The 19,345-nt window shown below is 65.7% G+C and carries 19 protein-coding genes; 13 read left to right on the top strand and 6 right to left on the bottom strand.

Going from position 1 to position 19,345, the window contains the following annotated elements:
* Window positions 1-69 precede the first annotated feature (69 nt).
* The 4 genes from lptC (at window position 70) to G7Y82_RS11290 (ending at window position 3,324) form a co-directional block, all read left to right on the top strand.
* Window positions 70-642 carry an LPS export ABC transporter periplasmic protein LptC gene (lptC, locus tag G7Y82_RS11305; protein WP_168148224.1) on the top strand — a complete coding sequence of 191 codons (573 nt, stop codon included), beginning with the start codon at window positions 70-72 and terminating at the stop codon, window positions 640-642.
* The gene (gene lptA, locus G7Y82_RS11300) at window positions 623-1,357 is read left to right on the top strand and encodes a lipopolysaccharide transport periplasmic protein LptA (protein ID WP_168148223.1); all 735 of its coding nucleotides are present in this window, start codon (window positions 623-625) and stop codon (window positions 1,355-1,357) included. The genes lptC and lptA overlap by 20 nt, the downstream gene beginning before the upstream one ends.
* A complete protein-coding gene (gene lptB, locus G7Y82_RS11295) occupies window positions 1,354-2,088 on the top strand; it encodes an LPS export ABC transporter ATP-binding protein (protein ID WP_168148222.1) in 735 nt (244 codons plus the stop codon). The genes lptA and lptB overlap by 4 nt, the downstream gene beginning before the upstream one ends.
* A 156-nt stretch (window positions 2,089-2,244) precedes the next feature.
* The gene (locus tag G7Y82_RS11290) at window positions 2,245-3,324 is read left to right on the top strand and encodes a zinc-binding metallopeptidase family protein (RefSeq protein WP_168148221.1); all 1,080 of its coding nucleotides are present in this window, start codon (window positions 2,245-2,247) and stop codon (window positions 3,322-3,324) included.
* Window positions 3,325-3,349: 25 nt separating this feature from the next.
* On the opposite strand, the gene G7Y82_RS11285 is transcribed toward G7Y82_RS11290, so the two are convergent.
* The 3 genes from G7Y82_RS11285 to G7Y82_RS11275 all read right to left on the bottom strand — a co-directional run bounded on the left by G7Y82_RS11285 (window position 3,350) and on the right by G7Y82_RS11275 (window position 6,088).
* A complete protein-coding gene (locus tag G7Y82_RS11285) occupies window positions 3,350-3,718 on the bottom strand; it encodes a hypothetical protein (RefSeq protein ID WP_168148220.1) in 369 nt (122 codons plus the stop codon).
* A gap of 30 nt (window positions 3,719-3,748) precedes the next feature.
* Window positions 3,749-4,582, bottom strand: a complete 834-nt coding sequence (locus tag G7Y82_RS11280) for a DUF817 domain-containing protein (RefSeq protein WP_206370577.1) — start codon at window positions 4,580-4,582, stop codon at window positions 3,749-3,751.
* 282 nt (window positions 4,583-4,864) lie between these two features.
* Window positions 4,865-6,088 carry an argininosuccinate synthase gene (locus G7Y82_RS11275; RefSeq protein WP_168148218.1) on the bottom strand — a complete coding sequence of 408 codons (1,224 nt, stop codon included), beginning with the start codon at window positions 6,086-6,088 and terminating at the stop codon, window positions 4,865-4,867.
* Window positions 6,089-6,335: 247 nt separating this feature from the next.
* Here G7Y82_RS11275 and rnt point away from each other — a divergent pair, with 247 nt between their 5' ends.
* The 7 genes from rnt (at window position 6,336) to G7Y82_RS11240 (ending at window position 14,631) form a co-directional block, all read left to right on the top strand.
* A complete protein-coding gene (gene rnt / locus G7Y82_RS11270; RefSeq protein WP_168148217.1) occupies window positions 6,336-7,055 on the top strand; it encodes a ribonuclease T in 720 nt (239 codons plus the stop codon).
* Complete coding sequence (locus G7Y82_RS11265) at window positions 7,055-8,572, top strand: glucan biosynthesis protein G (RefSeq protein ID WP_168148216.1); 1,518 nt, start codon at window positions 7,055-7,057, stop codon at window positions 8,570-8,572. The genes rnt and G7Y82_RS11265 overlap by 1 nt, the downstream gene beginning before the upstream one ends.
* Window positions 8,573-8,744: 172 nt before the next feature.
* Window positions 8,745-11,279 carry a glucans biosynthesis glucosyltransferase MdoH gene (gene mdoH / locus G7Y82_RS11260; protein ID WP_366515654.1) on the top strand — a complete coding sequence of 845 codons (2,535 nt, stop codon included), beginning with the start codon at window positions 8,745-8,747 and terminating at the stop codon, window positions 11,277-11,279.
* A gap of 174 nt (window positions 11,280-11,453) precedes the next feature.
* Window positions 11,454-12,236 carry a GNAT family N-acetyltransferase gene (locus tag G7Y82_RS11255; RefSeq protein ID WP_168148214.1) on the top strand — a complete coding sequence of 261 codons (783 nt, stop codon included), beginning with the start codon at window positions 11,454-11,456 and terminating at the stop codon, window positions 12,234-12,236.
* A 10-nt stretch (window positions 12,237-12,246) separates the two neighbouring features.
* Window positions 12,247-13,020, top strand: coding sequence for a lysophospholipid acyltransferase family protein (locus tag G7Y82_RS11250; RefSeq protein ID WP_168148213.1), 774 nt, complete (start codon window positions 12,247-12,249; stop codon window positions 13,018-13,020).
* A 67-nt stretch (window positions 13,021-13,087) separates the two neighbouring features.
* Window positions 13,088-14,092 carry a lipoyl synthase gene (gene lipA, locus G7Y82_RS11245; RefSeq protein WP_277346294.1) on the top strand — a complete coding sequence of 335 codons (1,005 nt, stop codon included), beginning with the start codon at window positions 13,088-13,090 and terminating at the stop codon, window positions 14,090-14,092.
* Window positions 14,092-14,631 (top strand): hypothetical protein, encoded by a 540-nt coding sequence (locus tag G7Y82_RS11240; protein ID WP_168148212.1) that lies wholly within the window; start codon window positions 14,092-14,094, stop codon window positions 14,629-14,631. Before lipA ends, G7Y82_RS11240 begins: the two co-directional genes overlap by 1 nt.
* A 19-nt stretch (window positions 14,632-14,650) precedes the next feature.
* Here the strand turns inward: G7Y82_RS11240 and mpl are convergent, their stop codons facing one another.
* Window positions 14,651-15,994 carry a UDP-N-acetylmuramate:L-alanyl-gamma-D-glutamyl-meso-diaminopimelate ligase gene (mpl, locus tag G7Y82_RS11235; RefSeq protein ID WP_168148211.1) on the bottom strand — a complete coding sequence of 448 codons (1,344 nt, stop codon included), beginning with the start codon at window positions 15,992-15,994 and terminating at the stop codon, window positions 14,651-14,653.
* A 7-nt stretch (window positions 15,995-16,001) separates the two neighbouring features.
* A complete protein-coding gene (locus tag G7Y82_RS11230; RefSeq protein ID WP_168148210.1) occupies window positions 16,002-16,577 on the bottom strand; it encodes a hypothetical protein in 576 nt (191 codons plus the stop codon).
* Window positions 16,578-16,739: 162 nt separating this feature from the next.
* On the opposite strand from G7Y82_RS11230, the gene rnd reads away from it, so the two are divergent.
* Complete coding sequence (gene rnd / locus G7Y82_RS11225) at window positions 16,740-17,831, top strand: ribonuclease D (protein ID WP_168148209.1); 1,092 nt, start codon at window positions 16,740-16,742, stop codon at window positions 17,829-17,831.
* 123 nt (window positions 17,832-17,954) lie between these two features.
* Here rnd and G7Y82_RS11220 read toward each other — a convergent pair whose 3' ends face one another.
* Complete coding sequence (locus tag G7Y82_RS11220) at window positions 17,955-18,518, bottom strand: adenylate kinase (RefSeq protein ID WP_168148208.1); 564 nt, start codon at window positions 18,516-18,518, stop codon at window positions 17,955-17,957.
* Window positions 18,519-18,731: 213 nt separating this feature from the next.
* Between G7Y82_RS11220 and ppa the strand changes: the two genes are divergently transcribed.
* Entirely contained in the window at window positions 18,732-19,262 is a 531-nt protein-coding gene (ppa, locus tag G7Y82_RS11215) for an inorganic diphosphatase (protein WP_168148207.1), read from the top strand.
* Window positions 19,263-19,345: the final 83 nt, after the last annotated feature.

Here is a 19,345-nt window from a genome sequence, read left to right as displayed (position 1 = left end):
GCAAACGGGGGCGGGAGCAGGCTCTCTCATGCGAACGTCCGTACGTGCAGCCGGCGCGAGGGGGAGTGCATGAGCCGCATCAAGAGCTGGCTGCCGTTCGTGCTGCTGATCATCGCCGCCGCGTACATCGTGTCGCACAGCATGCGCCGCAGCAATGAAGTGACCGCCAACGCGCCGGAAGCCAGTGGCCGCGAGCCGACGTATGTCGCCGACGACGCCACCTGGATTCGCTACGGCACCGACGGCAATCCGATGATCCGCGCACAGGCGCAGCGCATCGACTACTACGACGACCGCTCGGCGGTGCTGACAACGGTGGTCGTCGACCGGCTCGGCGGCCCGCAGGGACATTGGCATCTCGAAGCACCGAAGGGGACGGTGCCGGCAAACCAGCAGCGCATGCTGCTGCAGCCGGACGTCAACATCACCGGCGAGACGTCGAGCCAGCTGCCGACCACGATTGCCGCACGCGATGTCTGGGTCGACTGGGACAAGCGCACGATCTCGTCGGACCAGCCGATTCGCGGCAACGCACCGAACCGCGCGGTCAGCGCCAAGGGCTGGCAAACCGATTTCGATGCCAGCAGCATTCAAATGAAGGGCAATGTAGAGGTCCAGTACGATGCGCCACCACGCCGTTAGCCTCCTTCTGTGCTGCGGGTTCGCGCTGGCGACCGGCACGGCCGCCGCCCAGACTGCGCCGCCGCCGGCTGCGACCAAACCGGCCGCGACCACGGCGACTGCCGCCACCGTAAGCGCTACGCCGGCTGCGGCGAACACGACCGCCGCGGCAGCGACCGCTGGCACCGCCCCGACTACCGGCAAGAAGGACAACAGCCCGCGGGCACAGACCGACGAGCTGCGCCCGACCGGGCCGATCACCGTCAAGGCCGACACCGCTGAGTGGGTGCAGAACGACCGCATGAAGTACACCGGCAACGTGTCGATGGTCTCGGACACGATGACGGTGCGCGGCGATTCGATGGAAGTGCATCAGCTGGCCGACGGCAACTTCGAGGCCTGGGTGCACGGCAAGCCGGCGACACTCGACCACGCCGCGGACCCAACCGCGCAGGGCGCCGCGCAGAAGCCGCTGCACGCGTCGGCCAACGAGATTCACTACAACTCGCAAAGCGGTCGCGCCGATCTCAACGGCGCCGCGCACATCAAGCGCGGCGACGACGAAGTGTCCGGCGACACCATCGGCTACATCGTGCCCGAACGTCGCATCCAGGCCGCCAGCGGTGGCAAGGGCCAGGTCACGATCACCTTCCAGCCGCCGCCACAGAAGGACAAGAAGGGCACGACGGCACCGGCGACCGGCAGCAAGAACCAGCCAAAAGGAAAAACCCCGTGACGACTGCCTCGACTCTGTCGGCCTTCGCGCTCGTCAAGCGCTTCAAGAAGCGCAGCGTTGTCCGCGACGTCTCGCTGACCGTTTCGAGCGGTGAGATCGTCGGCCTGCTCGGCCCCAACGGCGCCGGCAAGACCACCTCGTTCTACATGATCGTCGGCCTGATCCCGGCCGACGGCGGCCGGATCGAACTCGATGGCCGCGACATCACCGCGCAGCCCATGCATGCGCGCGCGCGCCTCGGCCTGGGCTACCTGCCCCAGGAAGCCAGCGTGTTCCGCAAGCTGTCGGTCAAGGACAACATCCTGGCGATCCTCGAGCTGCGCAAGGACCTGAACGGCGATCAGCGCGAAGCCGAGCTCGAGCGCCTGCTCTCCGAGCTGCACATCACGCACATTCGCGATGCCGAGGGCCAGGCGCTGTCCGGCGGCGAACGCCGTCGCGTCGAAATCGCCCGTGCCCTGGCCGCCAATCCGCGCTTCATCCTGCTCGACGAACCGTTCGCGGGCGTCGATCCGATCGCGGTTGGCGACATCCAGCAGATCGTCCATCACCTGAAGGAGCGCGGCATCGGCGTGCTGATCACCGACCACAACGTGCGCGAGACGCTCTCGCTGTGCGAGCGCGCCTACATCCTCGCCGAAGGTCAGGTCATCGCCGAAGGCTCACCCGACGACCTGCTGTCGAACGAAACCGTGCGCAAGGTCTATCTCGGCGAGCAGTTCCGTCTCTGATCTCGCCGACCGCCGCGGCTGCGACTGCCGGCCCAGCGGCTCGCCGCCGCCTTGGCGAGCGCGGCCTGGCGGTGCTGCTGCACGGCACCCCCCAAAAGCAGCGATCATGCACCGATGCCATGCGCCTTTTGGCGCGGCGACGAAGTGGAGGCGACCGTGAAGGTCTTTTACTGCGACCACTGCGACAACCTGATTTTCTTCGAGAACACCGTCTGCAATCGCTGCGGAAACACCCTCGCGTTCCTGCCGGATCGGCGCCGCATGGGCACACTCGTCGCCGAAGGTGACAACCGCTGGCGGCTGGCCGGCAAAGCGCGTCGGCGACCGCTGTACCGCCTGTGCGGCAACTACCAGACCACCAATGTCTGCAATTGGGCGGTTCCGCACAAAGACCCGAGCACGCTGTGTCCCTCGTGCCGCCTCACACGCGTGATCCCCAACCTCGGCGTGCCTGGGCACGCCGAAGCCTGGTACCGCCTCGAGGTCGCCAAACGCCGGCTGATCTACGGCCTGCTCGAACTGCGCTTGCCGATCCTCGACCGCCAGGCCGATCCCAAGCGTGGCCTCGCCTTCAAGTTCCTCGCCGACCCGCCGCCGGGGACGACAGGACCGGCGGTGATGACCGGCCACGCCCAGGGCGTCATCACGATCAGCGTCGCCGAGGCCGACGACGCCGAGCGCGAAAAGCGGCGCCTGCATCTGCATGAACCGTATCGCACGCTGCTCGGGCACTTCCGCCACGAGATCGGCCACTACTACTGGGATCGCCTGATCGCCGGCTCGACGCGCCTCGACGCCTTCCGTGCGCAGTTCGGCGACGAGCGCGCCGACTATGCGCAGGCCTTGCAAGCACACTACGAGCAAGGCCCGTCAACGGATTGGCAAAATACCCACGTCAGCAGCTATGCCAGCGCCCATCCGTGGGAAGACTGGGCCGAAACCTGGGCGCACTACCTGCACATCGTCGATACCCTGGAAACCGCATCGGCCTGCCGCATTTCGCTGCGCCACACACCGGTCAGCGACAAGACCTACGACGGCCAGCCGGTCAGCGACGGCCTCGAGCGCGACACCTTCGCGCGCCTGATGGACCGCTGGATGCCGATGACCTTCGTCCTCAACAACCTCAACCGCGGCCTCGGCCTCGGCGACGCCTACCCGTTCGTGCTGTCGATGCCGGTCATCGACAAGCTGCGCTTCGTGCATGAAACCATCGCCGCTTATCGCGCCGATTGATGCAATCACCAGCGTTGCGCCGCCTCTAAGGCAATACCAAAACTGGCGAGGCCAATAACAGCGCACCCACCATCAGACAGCACAGTGCCGCAACCCATTTTTGCCTGGGGCCAAACGCATCGAAGCGCCTCTCGTACGCACACCACGTGGCGCTCTTTAGGGAAAAGGCGCGCTCGTTGATGAAAATCAGCGGGGGCGCGGTCAGCAGGCTCAAAAGTGGCGCTGAAGTTGCCCAGCTCGCATCGACTCCAAGCCGATCGAAAGCCCACAAAAGCCATGTGCTGATGGGCGCGATTTCGATCATGATCAGCAGCGCCTGCGCTTTCGACTCGGCAGCGCGCGGCGCCGTCTTCCATGCGCAAGCGCATCTGATCTCATACATCAGCAAGAACATAGCGGCTTTCATCGCACTAAACAGTGTGCCTCATGTCGACGGCGGCTCCGAGCGCGATGCGTCTGGCTTTGGCAAGTGCAGGCGCGACAGCAGATACGAACCACCGTCCGGCACACCGAGGGAAGCCTTGAGCCCCTTCAGTCGCGCGATCAGCACGAAGCTGAGGATCACCAACAAGGCCCAGGAGCTGATTTTCGCGTAGTGCACGCTGTGCCAGACGTCGCGCTGATTCGGATAGCGCCAAGCGCCGAAGAACGTGGCGATGTTCTCCGCGAGCCAGATGAAGAACCCGATCAGCGCGAACGATACGACCAGCGGCATGCTGTAGCGGCGATCGCCGAGCCGAAAATCAACGCGCGTTTTCCACATCAGCGCCACCAGCGCCGTTGCCAGCCCCCAACGCTGATCGGGCATCCAGGCGTTCGTAAAGAAATTGACATAGAGCAGGATCGCGAACAGGTTTGCGACATCGCTCGGATATTCACTGAAGTGCAGGTCCAGGCGCCGAAATGCCTGGACCAGATAGCTGGCCACCGCGGCGTACATGAAGCCGCTGTACAGCGGCACGCCCCAGAACTTCGTATACGCGAATTCTGGGTACGCCCAGGAGCCGTGATGCGTCTTGAACAACTCCAGTGCCAGACCGAAGACATGGAACAGGCAGATGACCAAGGCTTCGTCGGCGGTCTCGATGCGCGTCAACAGCATCAGCGCCTGGACACACAGGCACCAGATCAGCAAAAAGTCATAACGCGGAATCGGCAGCGCCAACAGCTTGCTCAGCGCCAAACCGCCGAAGATGGCGACCGCGAACACACAGCACTGTGCCTCGATACGCGCGAACAGCAGCAGATCGTGCAGCAACGATCGCAATCCTCCGCCATCATGCGCTGCAACGCTCATCGCTCGATTTGCCCCGTGTTTTGCCAACCCTGCATGCCGAATGCTCCGGCACACGCCCGATTCATGCTAGCGCGTCGCTCAAACAAAACGGCCCGCAATGCGGGCCGTTTCAAATGACATCACTCGCAGACTCGCGTTGAGTCGCCGTCGCGCGAGCGGCGCCGAGGTCGCGTCAGCCGCGCACAGCTGTGCTGAAGCACCGCGAGCACGGCAGGCGCGAGATCGGCGCGCGCAGCAGGCGACTCAGCGCGCGTCGCGCTTGGCGCCGGTGCGCAGACGCAGGCCATTCAAGCGAATGAAGCCCTCTGCGTCCTTCTGGTTGTAGGCGCCGCGATCGTCCTCGAAGGTCGACAGCGAAGCGTCGAACAGCGAGTCCTTGGAACGACGGCCGAGATTGTAGACGGCGCCCTTGTAGAGCTTGAGGCGGACCTCGCCGTTGACGCGGGTCTGGGTGTCGTCGATCAGCGCCTGCAGCGCGCGACGCTCCGGGCTCCACCAGTAGCCGTTGTAGATCAGGCTGGCGTACTTGGGCATCACCTCGTCCTTCAGGTGCGCCTGTTCGCGGTCGAGGCACAGCGACTCGATCGCACGGTGCGCCTTGAGCAGGATGGTGCCGCCCGGGGTTTCGTAGCAGCCACGGCTCTTGATGCCGACATAGCGGTTCTCGACGATGTCGAGGCGGCCAATGCCGTGCTCGCCGCCGAGCTTGTTGAGCTTGTCGAGAATCTCGAACGGCGTGCCGCGCACGCCGTCGATGGCGACCGCGTCGCCCTTGTCGAATTCGATGGTGATGGTCTGCGCTTCGTTCGGCGCATCTTCCGGGCTCTTGGTCCAGCGCCAGATGCCCTCATCCGGAGACCACCACGGATCTTCCAGACCGCCGCCCTCGTAGCTGATGTGCAGCGCGTTGGCGTCCATCGAGTACGGCGAGCCGCCGTCCTTCTTCTTGGTGATGGGAATGCCATGCTGCTCGGCATAGGCCAGCAGCTTTTCGCGCGAGTTCAGATCCCATTCGCGCCACGGCGCGATGATCTGCGCCTCCGGCCACAGCGCGTAGGCACCAAGCTCGAAGCGGACCTGGTCGTTGCCCTTGCCGGTGGCACCGTGACTGATCGCGTCACAACCGGTCTGGCGCGCGATCTCGACGAGGCGCTTGGCGATCAGCGGCCGCGCGATCGACGTGCCGAGCAGGTACTCGCCCTCGTAGACGGCGTTGGCGCGAAACATCGGGAACACGAAGTCGCGCGCGAATTCCTCGCGCAGGTCGTCGATAAAGACTTCCTTGACGCCGAACTGCTCGGCCTTGGGACGCACATGGTCGAGCTCCTCGCCCTGACCGATGTCGGCCGTGAACGTCACGACCTCCGCGTCATAGGTGTCCTGCAACCATTTAAGGATGACGGAGGTGTCGAGGCCGCCGGAATAGGCGAGCGCGATCTTGCGGCGCGAGGAACTTTGCTTGCTCATGAGTCGTCAGACGAATGTTTCGGGGGATCGATCTGGCCCGGCCGGGACCTGAAAGCCATCGAGGCGCGCGATTATAGAGCCTGCGGCGCCAGTCGGCGGCCAGACAGCCCGAAGCGGGTATCATGCCCGACCCTCTTCAAACCATGATGCAAGCGCAGGAGACCCCGATGATGACAGCCGCCCCGCGTGCACCGGCAGGCCCCGGCCGATGGCCGTGCGCTGCGCGTGCCCCGCTGCGGGGGATCGCATGACGGTCGACGGTAACGCGCCGGCACCGGCTCCGGAGCCGCGCAAGCTCAAGGTCGGGCACCGTTTCCGCGGCTTCTTGCCGGTCGTGGTCGACGTCGAAACCGGTGGCTTCAACTCGCAGACCGATGCGCTGCTGGAGATCGCGGCCGTAATCCTCGGGATCGACGAGCACGGCCAGCTGGTGCCCAAGGAAACGGTGTTCGCGCATGTGCAGCCGTTCGAGGGCGCCAATATCGAAAAGGCCGCGCTGGAAATCACCGGCATCCGCATCGACAGTCCGCTGCGGCTGGCGATGAGCGAACGCGAAGCGCTCGATCACGTGTTCCGTGTCGTGCGTCGTGCGGTATCGGAGAACGGCTGCACCCGGGCCGTGCTGGTCGGCCACAACGCGCATTTCGACCTCGGCTTCGTCAATGCCGCTGTCGCACGGACCGGCTACAAGCGCTGCCCGTTCCACCCGTTCAGCGTCTTCGACACGGCGACGCTGGGCGGCGCAGCGCTCGGCCAGACCGTTCTGGCGCGCGCCTTGCAGGCAACTCGCCTGGGCTACGACGCCGAATCGGCGCATTCGGCCATTTATGATGCAGAAAAGACCGCAGACCTCTTCTGTCTGTTGGTCAACAGGATGCGGCCGCTGTTCGAAGAATTCACGGCCGCCGGAACGGGGGATGCCGCGACGGCATCGGACATCGGAATCAACGCGGAAAACGGGACCTAATGCAACGCAAGGTATTGCTAGGAGCATGGCTGCTCACGCTCGGCGCACTCGTCAGCCAATCAGCCTTTGCTTTCGACTTCGACGACGTCGCCAAGAAGGCCAAGACGCTGTCGACGAAGGCCTTCACGCCGCCCGACACGCAGCTGCCAAAGGCACTGACCGACCTCAACTACCAGCAGTACAAAGAAATTCAGTACAAGCCGGACAAGGCGCTCTGGCACAACAACAAGCTGCCGTTCGAAGTGCAGTTCTATCACCCGGGCCTGTATTTCAACCAGATCGTCAAGATCAACCTGGTCACGGCCGACGGCGTTCGCAAGATTCCGTTTCAGCCGGAAAATTTCGATTACGGCAGCAACAAGATCGACCCCGCCAAGCTGCGCGATCTCGGCTTCGCTGGCTTTCGCGTGCACTTCCCGCTCAACGAAAAGGGCGTCGAGGATGAGTTGATCGCCTTCCAGGGTGCGAGCTACTTCCGTGCGCTCGGCAAGGATCAGGTGTACGGCGAGTCAGCGCGCGGACTGGCGATCGACACCGGCGAACTGTCCGGCGAGGAATTCCCGGTCTTCCGCGAGTTCTGGATCGAATGGCCGCGTCCGCAGGACAACGAGCTGACCATCTACGCGCTGCTCGATTCGCGCCGCGTGACCGGCGCCTACCGCTTCAAGGTGCGCCCCGGCGACTCGACGGCGACCGAGGTCAAGGCGCGACTGTACTTCCGTGACGGGGTCGGCAAGCTTGGCATCGCACCGCTGACCAGCATGTTCCTGTACGGCGCCAATCAGCCGTCGCCGGTCGAGGACTATCGCCCCGAAGTGCACGACTCCGAAGGCTTGTCCGTGCAAAGTGACAGCGAATGGATCTGGCGTCCGCTGGTCAATCCCAAGCGCCTGCTGATCACCTCGTTCGGCGAGGTCAATCCGCGCGGCTTCGGCTTGATGCAGCGTGACCGGCTGTTCGCCCACTACGAGGACCTCGACAACCGCTACGACCGCACGCCGAGTGTCTGGGTCGTCCCCAAGGGCGACTGGGGTCGCGGTCGCGTCGAGCTCGTGCAGATTCCGACCAAGGACGCCACCAACGACAATATCGTCGCGTACTGGGTCCCGGAAAAGAGTCCGCAAGCCGGCGACCAGATGGATCTCGAGTACACGATGTTCTGGCAGGCCAACCAGGAAACCAAACCGCCGTTGGCCTGGGTCGCGCAGACCCGCCGCAGCCGCGGCTGGACCGACACGCCGGACGGCACCTGGCGCTACATCGTCGACTTCCAGGGCGGTCCGCTCGACTTCCTCAAACCGGGCGAAAAGCCCGTGGCCGGCCTGTGGGTCAACGACAACGGTGAAATTCTCGACCGTCAGCTGGTCAAGAACGATGTCACCGGCGGCTGGCGCCTGACGCTGCGCGTGCGCCGCACCGACGACAGCAAGCCGCTGGAAATGCGCGCGGTGCTGCGCAAGGGCGACGACAACATCTCGGAGACCTGGGCGTATCTGATGCCGCCCGAGCCGCGCTGAGCGCGCCGGCGACAGCGCGAGTTCATCGCAGCTTCAGCGCCCGCCGGCTTTCATCGCTGGCGGGGCTCTCGGCAGCGGCGTTTTTTGTCTCTACACTCGGCAACTTGCGTCGCTGCGGAGCAGCGACTGACCGAATGGTCCGACACTCGCCAATTTGCCGCTCAGGGATAACGTGACACAGCCGCCTCCGGGCCTCGCCTCGCCGCTGCCGCGCCGTATCGAGGAATATCTGCGCGAACTACCGCCGGCCACCGCCGCTCGCCTCTTGCCCACGCTCGAAGCGACGCTGAGCAAGGATCCGAACGCGACTCAGGACCAACTGTTCGCGGCGCTGCACGCGGGCCTTGCCGAGCAGGATGCGCTGCCGGGCGATCAAACCATCGCCGGCTCCAGCTATGCACGCCTGAAGCTCGGGCTCGGTGATGCTCAGCCCGGCGACGAACACATCGACGACGCCCTGTACCCGCCGGATGCCGGGGCGCGCCTGAATACCACGCCACCCGTGTTCCGCGCGTCGATGACGCCGCGCCCCTGGGACCACAATCCGGTGCGTCGCCTGTGGCGCTGGCTCGGTCGCCGCGCGCAGGGCGGCGGTGCCGCGCTGACGCCGCGTGGCGGCGCGCAACCCGAAGCCCCGCGCTCGAAGACGCTCGGCCCCGCCCAGGTACGCTGGCGCTGGAGCGGCACGCTGCGCCGCCTGCTGCTGATTGCCTTGATCATCGCGCAAACCGTCGGCGCCACCTATCTGATGTCGGCGGTACTGCCGTACAAGGGCCGTCACCCGCTGGAACTGGCAAGCCTGACGCTCTACGCGGTGCTGTTCGCGTGGATTTCCGCCGGCTTCTGGACGGCGCTGTTCGGCTTCTTCGTGCTGCTGACCGGCCGCGACAAGTATTCGATCTCCGCCACCGCCGCGCCCGATACACCACTGGCGCCGGGCCGTAACACGGCGATCCTGGTGCCGATCTGCAACGAAGACGTCGCGCGCGTGTTCGCCGGCCTGCGTGCCACCTACGACTCCGTCGCGCAAGCCGGGCTACGCGATTCGTTCGACTTCTATGTGTTGTCCGACAGCGGCAAGGCCGACGCGCGCAGCGAAGAGGTCGGGGCCTGGCTCGACCTGTGCCGCGCCGTCGACGGTTTTGGCCGCATCTTCTACCGCCGCCGCGTGCACCGCATCAAGCGCAAGTCCGGCAACATCGCCGACTGGTGCCGCCGCTGGGGCAGCAATTACCAGCACATGATCATCCTCGACGCGGACAGCGTGATGTCCGGCGAGTGCTTGAAGCGCCTCGTGCAATTGATGGAAGCCAACCCCAACGCCGGCATCATCCAGACCGCGCCGAAGGCCGCTGGCCGCGAAACGGTCTATGCGCGCATCCAGCAGTTTGCGACCCGCGTCTACGGTCCGCTGTTCACCGCCGGCCTGCATTTCTGGCAGCTCGGCGAATCGCATTACTGGGGTCACAACGCCATCATCCGCGTCGCGCCGTTCATGCAGCACTGCGCGCTCGGGCGCCTGCCCGGCAGCGGCGGCCTGTCCGGCGAGATCCTCAGCCATGACTTCGTCGAGGCAGCGCTGATGCGCCGCGCCGGCTGGAGCGTGTGGATCGCCTACGATCTGCCCGGCAGCTACGAGGAGATGCCGCCGACGCTGCTCGACGAGTTGAAGCGCGACCAACGCTGGTGCCAGGGCAACCTGCAGAACTTCAAGCTGTTCTTCACCAGCGGTCTGCATCCGGCGCATCGCGCCGTGTTCATGACCGGCGTCATGGCGTACCTGTCGGCGCCGCTGTGGTTCTTGTTCCTGGCCCTGTCGACGGCGCTGCTGTTCGTCTTCATGAAGACCGAACCGACGTATTTTTCGCAGCCCTACCAGTTGTTCCCGACCTGGCCGGAATGGCATCCGGAATGGGCGATCCGCCTGTTCGCCGGCACCATGACGCTGCTGTTCCTGCCGAAGATCCTGTCGGCGGTGCTGCTGATCGTCCGCCACAAGGTCGCCCGCCCTTACGGCGGCCGCCTGCGCCTGCTGGTCAGCCTCGTCATCGAGATGGCGTTCTCGGCGCTGCTGGCACCGATTCGCATGCTGTTCCATACGCAGTACGTAGTCTCGGCGCTGCTCGGTATCGCGGTGGTCTGGAAATCACCGCCGCGCGAAGACGCCGCAACGCCGTGGAGTCAGGCCATCGTCCGCCACGGCGGCGGCTCACTGCTCGGCCTGGCCTGGCTGGGCCTCGTCTATTGGCTGAACCCGCACTTCCTGTGGTGGTTGCTGCCGGTCGCGGGCAGTCTGGTCATCGCCATTCCGTTGTCGGTCTGGAGTTCGCGCCGCACGCTGGGTCTGCGCGCACGCGATGCGCGCCTGTTCCTGATCCCGGAAGAGTCGATCACGCCGCGCGAGCTGCGCTGGCTGAAAGCCAATATGCGTCGCGCGCCGCATTACCCGGACTTCGCCGAAGTCGCACGCGAGCCATTCCCGAACGCAATGCTGAGCCTGGTCGGCCGCCACCGCGCCACCCGCAACAGCAAGGCGCAGCGCAGCCTGCGCAATCTCGCCGAAGCCTCGGCGCGACGCGATCCGGCGACGCTCGGCGAGAACGAGCGCAATCAGCTGCTGCTCGACGCCAGTGCGCTCGCTCACCTGCACCGCCGGCTATGGACGACGCCGGACGCACACCCGGGCTGGTTCACGAAGACCGACTGATAGCGTCAGCTGCACGAACCCGGCAACCGAAGTGCTGCTGGGTAAAGCGGCGTCGCACCGCAGAACATCCGCTCATCAGTGGGCGGCCACCGTCACGCAGTCTTCATGCCACTGTAACCGGGCTTCAAAACCCGGTTCATAGAGTGCGCGCATCCAAAAAGGAGTGCTGCATTCATGTCGACACGCATTGATGGTGACCTGCCGCGCGGCCCGCGCTTCGAGGTCCGCTTTGCTCAAACGGCGGCCGAGATCACCGAAACCCAGAAGCTGCGCTATCGCATCTTTGCCGGCGAGATGGGCGCCGAGATCGACGGCGGGGCGGACGGCCTCGACCACGACCAGTACGACCCGTTCTGTCGCCACCTCATCGTCCGCGAGGCGGATAGCGGCACGATCGTCGCCTGCACGCGCATTCTCACCGGCGAGCGCGCGCCGGGCGCCGGTGGCTTCTACTCGTCCACCGAATTCGACCTGGCGATGCTGGATTCGCTGGCTGGCCGCGTCATGGAAATCGGCCGGACCTGTGTGGCGCCGGAGTATCGCAGCGGCGCGGTGATCGCGACGCTTTGGCAGGGCATTGCCAGCACCATCGTCAACGAAGGCTACGACTATCTGTTCGGCTGCGCGTCGATCGATCTGCGTGACGGCGGGGCCGGCGCGCATGCCATCCTCGAGCAACTGCGTGCCCAGCACATGGCGCCGGCCTGGCAGCACGTCCGTCCGTACATCCCGCTGCCGGCGGCGGACCGCCGCGCACGCGACAAGGTCCGCATGCCGCCGCTGCTGAAGGCGTACCTGAGCCTCGGCGCCAAGGCCTGTGGCGAGGCGTACTGGGATCGCGATTTCAACTGCGCCGACGTCTTCATGCTGCTCAACGTCAGCGACCTGAATCCGCGTTATGCGCGCCACTTCCTCGGCCAGTCGCCGACGGTCGCGACCGGCACCAGCGCACGCTGAAGACCTGACGATGTCCCTGCTTCGCACCATCTGGCGCACAGCGCTGTTGCTGGCGCTGATCGTGCTCGGGCTGCTGATGGCCGTGCTGGTCACCGCCGATCTGTCGGAGCGGCTCGATTGCGCGCGCATGGCGGGCTGGTGGCACCGCCGCCTGCTGGCGGTGCTGGGCATCCGCGTCCAGCGCCACGGCACGCCGGTCGACGGTGCCCATCTGAGCATCGCCAACCACATTTCGTGGCTGGACATTCCGGTGATGAACGCCTGTGAACCGGTGCGCTTCGTCGCCAAGAGCGAGATTCGCAACTGGCCGCTGGCCGGCTGGCTGGCCACCGCGGCCGGCAGCTTTTATCTGCGCCGCGGCCGCGGCGACGCGTCGCGCGTCGTCGACCGGCTGACGACTTATCTGCGCAACGGCGGTAGCGTCGCACTGTTTCCCGAAGGCACGACCACCACCGGCCGGCAGGTACAGCGCTTCCATGCGCGGATGTTCGCGCCGGCGATCGACGCACGCTGCGTCGTGCAACCGATCGCGCTGCGCTATCTGCCCGTCGCCGACGGCCGCGATGTTGCCCCGTTCGTCGGCGATGACGATCTGTTCCGTCACCTGCTGCGCGTGCTGCGCGAGCCGCGCATCGACGTCGAGCTGACCTACTGCGCGCCGCTGGAAGCGCTCGGCCGAGAGCGCACCGAACTGGCTGCGGCGGCGCAGGCGGCCATCGAAGATGCGCTCGGCTTGCCGCCGGATCTGCGCAGTGCCGGCGTCCCCCTGGCCGCGGCGGCGTAAGCCAGGACAGCCGCGACCGCATCGACATTAGCGGTACAATGGCCGTCTGCAACATGCGGAGCTGTCATTGAACCCCACTCCCCCGAAAACGCCGGCGCCGTCTGAGCGGCCGGCCGTCAAGCGCATCGTCCAGGGCGAGAAGCTGCGCGGCGCCGAGAAGATGGCGCGCATCCCGGTCAAGATCGAGGCGACCATCGCGCCGCTGCGCAAGCCGACGTGGATCCGCGCCAAGAGCCAGGGCACGCCGGAAGTGGCGCGCCTCAAGGATGTGCTGCGCACCGCCAAGCTGCATACGGTCTGCGAGGAAGCGTCCTGCCCGAATCTCGGCGAGTGCTTCGGCAAGGGCACGGCGACCTTCATGATCATGGGCGACATCTGCACACGGCGCTGCCCGTTCTGCGACGTCGCGCATGGCCGTCCGAATCCGCTCGACGCCGACGAACCGCGCCACCTCGCGGAAACGATTCGTGACATGGGGCTGCGCTACGTCGTCATCACCTCGGTCGACCGTGACGATCTGCCCGACGGTGGCGCCGGCCATTTCGCAGCATGCATCGCCGAATCGCGCAAGCTGTCGCCGACGCTGACGATCGAAGTGCTGGTGCCGGACTTCCGCGGCCGTATGGACCCGGCGCTGACGATCTTCAAGGACAACCCGCCGGACGTCTTCAACCACAATCTCGAAACGATTCCGCGTCTCTACAAGCAGGCGCGTCCCGGTTCGGACTACGAGTGGTCGCTGGATCTGCTCGAACGCTTCAAGACCCTGCATCCGGACGTGCCGACCAAGTCCGGCCTGATGCTCGGCCTCGGCGAGTCGCTCGAGGAAATCGAAGCGGTGATGCGTGACCTGCGTGCGCACGGCGTCGACATGCTGACGCTCGGCCAGTATCTGCAGCCGTCGAAGAACCACCTGCCGGTCGACCGCTACGTGACCCCGGAAGAATTCGACCATCTGCGCGTGATCGGCGAGCAGATGGGCTTCTCGCATGTCGCCAGCGGCCCGATGGTGCGCTCCAGCTACCACGCCGACCTGCAGGCCGAGAACGTCCTGCACTACAAGGCGGTCTGATGCATCGCGTCGCGATCGCTTGCCTGCTGTCGGCCTTGGCATCGAGCCCGGTGCTGGCCGCCGATCTGAGCCACTGCACGACGCTCGATGACGACAGCGCACGGCTGGCCTGCTACGACGCGGCCGCCGGACGGCACGCGCCGGTCGCGGCGGTCGATGCACCCAAGCCGATGCCCAAGCCCAGACCGGTGCAAGCGCCAGCAGCAGCCACGTCATCGCCCGCGCCAACTGCAGCGGCACCGGGGGCCGTCGACCGCTTTGGCGCCGAAAGCCTGCGCGGCGAGGCGGCGGCCCCGCACAAGGCACAGGAAGCCGATCAGATCAGCTCGAACATGGTCGGTCGCTTCAACGGCTGGCCCGGCAAGGGCACACGCTTCACGCTGGCCAACGGCCAGGTCTGGGAGGTCAACGAGGATGGCTCCAAAGCCTACCGCCCGGTCGACAACCCAGAAGTGACGATCAAGAAGGGATGGCTCGGCTCGTACTTCATGTACGTCGACGCCGTCAGTGCTCGCGTCAAGGTCAAACGCGTGCGCTGAGCCAGCACCGGCTGGCGCGTCAGCCTTGCTGCAGACGCGCCAGCAGCTTGTGGTGAATCCCGCCGAAGTCGCCGTTCGACATCACCAGCACGCGGTCTCCCGGCATGCTGGCAGCGACGATCGCGTCGATCAGCGCATCGAGATCCGCCGCCACCTGCAGCCGCTCACCGACCGCAGCCAGCGCCTTGCCGGCATCCCATTTCAAATCCGGGCGCGCGTAGACAAAGCACAAATCGGCATCTTTCAGGCTGTTCGCCAATTCGTGCGCATGCGCGCCAAGCCGCATGGTGTTGGAGCGCGGTTCGAGCACCGCCAGCACCCGGCCCTGCCCAGCACGCCGCAGCGCATCGACGGTCGTGGCGATGGCCGTCGGGTGATGCGCAAAATCGTCGTAGACGCTGATGCCGCCGGCTTCGCCGATCTTTTCGAGCCGGCGCTTGACGCTGCGAAATCCCGCCAGCCCTTCGATCAGTGTGCCGACCGGCACCCCGACGTGATGCGCGGCCGCAAACGCCGCCAGCGTGTTCGACTGGTTGTGACGACCGGCCAGCGGTGAGTGCACGAACCCGGCGGATTTGCCGCCGACGCGTAACTCGAAGGCCTGCGGCTCTCCCGCCGCCTGCCAACCCGCGTCGTCGTCGAACGACACCCGCTCGCTCCAGCAACCCTGTTCGAGGACCCGCGACAGATTGCGATCGGCGCCATTGACGACGATGCGTCCACGGCCCGGCACGGTGCGCACCAAGTGATGGAACTGCCGCTCGATCGCCGCCAGATCCGGAAAAATGTCGGCGTGGTCGTATTCGAGGTTGTTGAGAATGACGGTGCGCGGCCGGTAGTGAACGAACTTGCTGCGCTTGTCGAAGAACGCCGTGTCGTACTCGTCGGCCTCGATCACGAAGTAACGCGACGTGCCGAGCCGCGCGGAAATTCCGAAGTTCTGCGGCACCCCGCCGACCAGAAAACCCGGTTCCAGACCGGCGTGTTCGAGCAGCCACGCCAGCAGCGCCGAGGTCGTGGTCTTGCCGTGCGTCCCGGCAACGGCCAGCACGTGACGCCCCTGCAGCACGTGCTCGGCCAGCCACTGCGGGCCCGACGTGTACGGCAGGCCCTCGTTGAGCACGTATTCCATCGCCGCATTGCCGCGCGTCACGACATTGCCGACCACGACCATGTCGGGCGCCGGCTGCAGGTGCGATGGCTCGTAGCCCTGCATGACGGTGATGCCCAGCGCTTCGAGCTGCGTCGACATCGGCGGCCAGGCGTTGGCGTCGGAACCCGTCACGGTATGCCCGGCCTCGCGCGCAATCGCCGCGATGCCGGCCATGAAGGTGCCGCAGACACCGAGAATGTGGATATGCATATCGGCCTCAGGCGCCGCCCAGCAGCAGGCCGGCGAACGAGCTGATGAACGCGAGGAAGAACAGCAGCACGATGCCGACGACGAAGGTCAGCAGCAGACCGAGCAGGATCGACAGGTTCGCCGCGTTGCGGAAAATCCAGGCCATCACGCCGATGCTCCAGAAATTCAGCATGTTCATGATGAACGCCGTGCTCTGCGGCAGCTTGAACTTGTCCGGATGCTCGAGCAGCTGCGGATTGCTGGCCAGCTCGCGCAGCGTCGGCGCGATCTGCGCAAAGAACGGCAGCAGCGCCAGTGTCAGCACCGCATTGGTCGCCAGCAGCGCCGCATAGGTCTGATGGAAGCGCGCGTCGAGGTTGCGCGCGCGCAGCAGGGCGCGCGTGGTCATCGCAAAGCCGGCGACCAGCGCCGCCGCCAGCAGCAGCGACGTCGCCACCGGCAGCACCTGCACGAACATCAGGGCATTGACCCCCGCCGCCGCGACCGCGATCGGCAGCGTCAGGCGGGGCTCATACGGAAAATCCTGCGGACCGGCGCGAAAGAACAGAATGCGGACGGTGGCGCTGACGAGCGAGGCGAACATGGGTGGCCGAAAAACGATAAAGGCCGATATTCTAGAGGCAGTCATCGCGTCGGGCATTGCAGCGACGCGACCATTCGGTTGCCGCCCCAGCGCGTGCACCCTTCACCGCATCCATCGATGCATGATCCGTCACGCGCCAGACGCGCGTGACGTGCGCCCTTCATGACCACGTTCATCCAGACCCCAGAACAACTCGCACCTCATCTCGACCGCTGGTCACAGCGCCAGTGGCTGACCGTCGACACCGAATTCGTCCGCGTCGACACCTACTACCCGAAGCTCTGCCTGATCCAGATCGGCGACGGGGACGAGGCGGCCTGCATCGACACGCTGGCGCTCACTGACCTCGGACCGCTGCTGGACGTGCTCTACGCCAGCCACTCGATCAAGGTCTTCCACGCCGCCGCCCAGGACCTGGAAATCCTCGTCAAGCTGCGTGGCAGCTGTCCGCAGCCGCTGTTCGACACCCAGATCGCTGCGACGCTGCTCGGCATCGGCGACCAGATCGGCTACGCCGGCCTGATCGACAAGCGCCTCGGCATCACCCTCGACAAGAGCCTGTCGCGCACCGACTGGGCACGGCGCCCATTGCGCGAAGCGGAACTGGCCTATGCCGCCGCCGACGTCTCGCACCTGGCGACCGTGTTCCCGACGCTGCAGGAGGAACTGGCCGCCTGCGGCCGCCTCGCCTGGCTTGCCGAAGACTGCGCACGGCTCGCCGACCCGGCGAACTACAGCACACCGCCCGAAGACGCCTGGCAGCGCCTCAAGGGGCTGTCGCGCCTCGACGCACGCGCACAGTCGGTTGCCGCCGCGCTGGCCGCCTGGCGCGAAAGCGAGGCCCAGCAGCGCGACCGACCACGTAAGTGGATCCTCGACGACGATGCGATCTATCGCCTCGCCGAGCGCCGCCCGGATTCGACGCAGCGCCTCGAATCACTCGGGGTGCTGCCACCCAAGACCCTGGAGCGGCAGGGTGAGCGCCTACTGGCGATCGTTGCCGAAGCGCTGGCGCAGCCAGCCACAGTGCGGGTCGCCGATGAAGAGCTGACAGCGGAACAGAAGCAGCGGCTGCGCGAGCTGCAGAACGCCGTGCAGGCGCGCGCCGCCGAGCTGGGACTGCCGCAGGGTTATCTGGCCCCGCGCGCTGATCTGGTCGCCGTCCTGCGCCGCGGCGCCGCGGCCGACGTCCCGGTGTTGCAGGGCTGGCGCCGCGAGGTCTGCGGGACGATGCTCATCGAGCGTTTTTGCTGAGTGATTCAACACGGCTGGCGCTCACAGACCGGCCCCACCCGCCCCCTCGGCTGCACCGAACAGGGCGTGGAGCACGAAAAAGGCCCGCTACGAAGCGGGCCTTTTTCGTTACCGGATTTCGGCTTACTTCAGCACGCCAAGAATGCGATCGAAGATATCGTCCAGCGTACCGACGCCCTGCACGGTCATGAGCTTGCCCTGCTGCTCGTAGTAGTCGAGCAGCGGATGGGTCTCGTCGTTGTAGACCTTGATGCGATGACGGATCACGTCTTCCTTGTCGTCGGCGCGGCCTTCCTTCACGGCGCGGTCGAGCAGGCGCTTGATGATCTCTTCGTCGGTGACGGCCAGATGCACGGCCTTGCCGATCGCCGGCTGGCCAAGGCGCACCAGCATCGCGTCCAGCACTTCGGCCTGTGCGGTATTGCGCGGGAAGCCGTCGAGAATGAAACCCTTTTGCGCATCCGGCTGGCCGAGGCGCTCCTCGACGATACCGATGACGATTTCATTGGCAACCAGCTGGCCGGCGTCCATCGCCGCCTTGGCCTTCTTGCCCAGCTCGGTGCCGGCCGCCACGGCCGCGCGCAGCGCATCGCCCGTGGAAATCTTCGGAATGCCGAAATGCGCTACGAGCTTTTCGCCCTGCGTGCCCTTGCCTGAGCCCGGTGCGCCCAGCAATACGATTCTCATCTTTTGGAATGCCTTCTCAAGCCGTCGAACGCGCTCAACCCTCCTCTGCGGGAGGTACACGCGGGCTGGCAAAAGTAACCGCTGCGTCACCGGGGCGTCAAACCTTGCAATTACGCGGAAAATGCATTTGTTAGAATCGGCGGCCCGATCATCCGGGGCGGACATCGGCCGCTCCGGCCGTGCATCACGCCATCAACAGAAGGACACGCGAACATGGGTTTTGAAACACTGGGCCCGGGCAGCAAGGCCCCGGAAGAGTTCTATGTCGTCATCGAGATCCCGGCCTACGGTCCGCCGGTGAAGTACGAAGTCGACAAGGAAACCGGCCTGCTGATGGTCGACCGCTTCATGAACGTGGCGATGAGCTATCCGGCCAACTACGGCTACGTGCCGCAGACCCTGTCCGGCGACGGTGACCCGGTCGACGTGCTGGTGGTGACGCCGCACCCGGTCGTGGCCGGCTCGGTCATCAAGTGCCGCGCGGTCGCGGTGCTCGACACCGAAGACGAAAAGGGCACCGACGCCAAGCTGCTCGCCGTGCCGGTCGACAAAGTGTCGAACAATGCCTACGACAATCTCCGCGATCTGGCCGACGTGCCGGAACGCGTCAAGAACGAGATCGAGCACTTCTACAGCAGCTACAAGGCGCTGGAGAAGGGCAAATGGGTCAAGCTGGCCGGCTGGCGCGATGCCGCTGCTGCCAAGCAGGAAATCGTCGACGGCATTGCCGCGTACCAGAAGTAAGACGTCGTGAACCCAGGGCGGCCGGCGTCAGCTGGCCGCCTTTTTCGTGGCCGCGCGCCTGAGGATTCCAACCGATGGCCGCC

The organism is Solimonas marina (assembly GCF_012241385.1).
In the GTDB taxonomy this organism is placed as follows: Bacteria; Pseudomonadota; Gammaproteobacteria; order Nevskiales; family Nevskiaceae; genus Solimonas; species Solimonas marina.
Note: the sequence above shows the minus strand (reverse complement) of the source record. Positions and strands in the feature narration are given on the sequence as shown.

What these genes read in the sequence shown, in the direction of transcription:
- G7Y82_RS11265 (WP_168148216.1), top strand. Translation starts at nt 7,055, where the DNA reads ATGCAACGCAAGGTATTGCTAGGAGCATGGCTGCTCACGCTCGGCGCA.
- rnt (WP_168148217.1), top strand. Translation starts at nt 6,336, where the DNA reads ATGACGGTCGACGGTAACGCGCCGGCACCGGCTCCGGAGCCGCGCAAG.
- G7Y82_RS11220 (WP_168148208.1), bottom strand. Translation starts at nt 18,518, where the DNA reads ATGAGAATCGTATTGCTGGGCGCACCGGGCTCAGGCAAGGGCACGCAG.
- lptA (WP_168148223.1), top strand. Translation starts at nt 623, where the DNA reads ATGCGCCACCACGCCGTTAGCCTCCTTCTGTGCTGCGGGTTCGCGCTG.
- G7Y82_RS11250 (WP_168148213.1), top strand. Translation starts at nt 12,247, where the DNA reads ATGTCCCTGCTTCGCACCATCTGGCGCACAGCGCTGTTGCTGGCGCTG.
- G7Y82_RS11240 (WP_168148212.1), top strand. Translation starts at nt 14,092, where the DNA reads ATGCATCGCGTCGCGATCGCTTGCCTGCTGTCGGCCTTGGCATCGAGC.
- lptC (WP_168148224.1), top strand. Translation starts at nt 70, where the DNA reads ATGAGCCGCATCAAGAGCTGGCTGCCGTTCGTGCTGCTGATCATCGCC.
- G7Y82_RS11285 (WP_168148220.1), bottom strand. Translation starts at nt 3,718, where the DNA reads ATGTTCTTGCTGATGTATGAGATCAGATGCGCTTGCGCATGGAAGACG.
- G7Y82_RS11255 (WP_168148214.1), top strand. Translation starts at nt 11,454, where the DNA reads ATGTCGACACGCATTGATGGTGACCTGCCGCGCGGCCCGCGCTTCGAG.
- mpl (WP_168148211.1), bottom strand. Translation starts at nt 15,994, where the DNA reads ATGCATATCCACATTCTCGGTGTCTGCGGCACCTTCATGGCCGGCATC.
- ppa (WP_168148207.1), top strand. Translation starts at nt 18,732, where the DNA reads ATGGGTTTTGAAACACTGGGCCCGGGCAGCAAGGCCCCGGAAGAGTTC.
- rnd (WP_168148209.1), top strand. Translation starts at nt 16,740, where the DNA reads ATGACCACGTTCATCCAGACCCCAGAACAACTCGCACCTCATCTCGAC.
- G7Y82_RS11230 (WP_168148210.1), bottom strand. Translation starts at nt 16,577, where the DNA reads ATGTTCGCCTCGCTCGTCAGCGCCACCGTCCGCATTCTGTTCTTTCGC.
- G7Y82_RS11275 (WP_168148218.1), bottom strand. Translation starts at nt 6,088, where the DNA reads ATGAGCAAGCAAAGTTCCTCGCGCCGCAAGATCGCGCTCGCCTATTCC.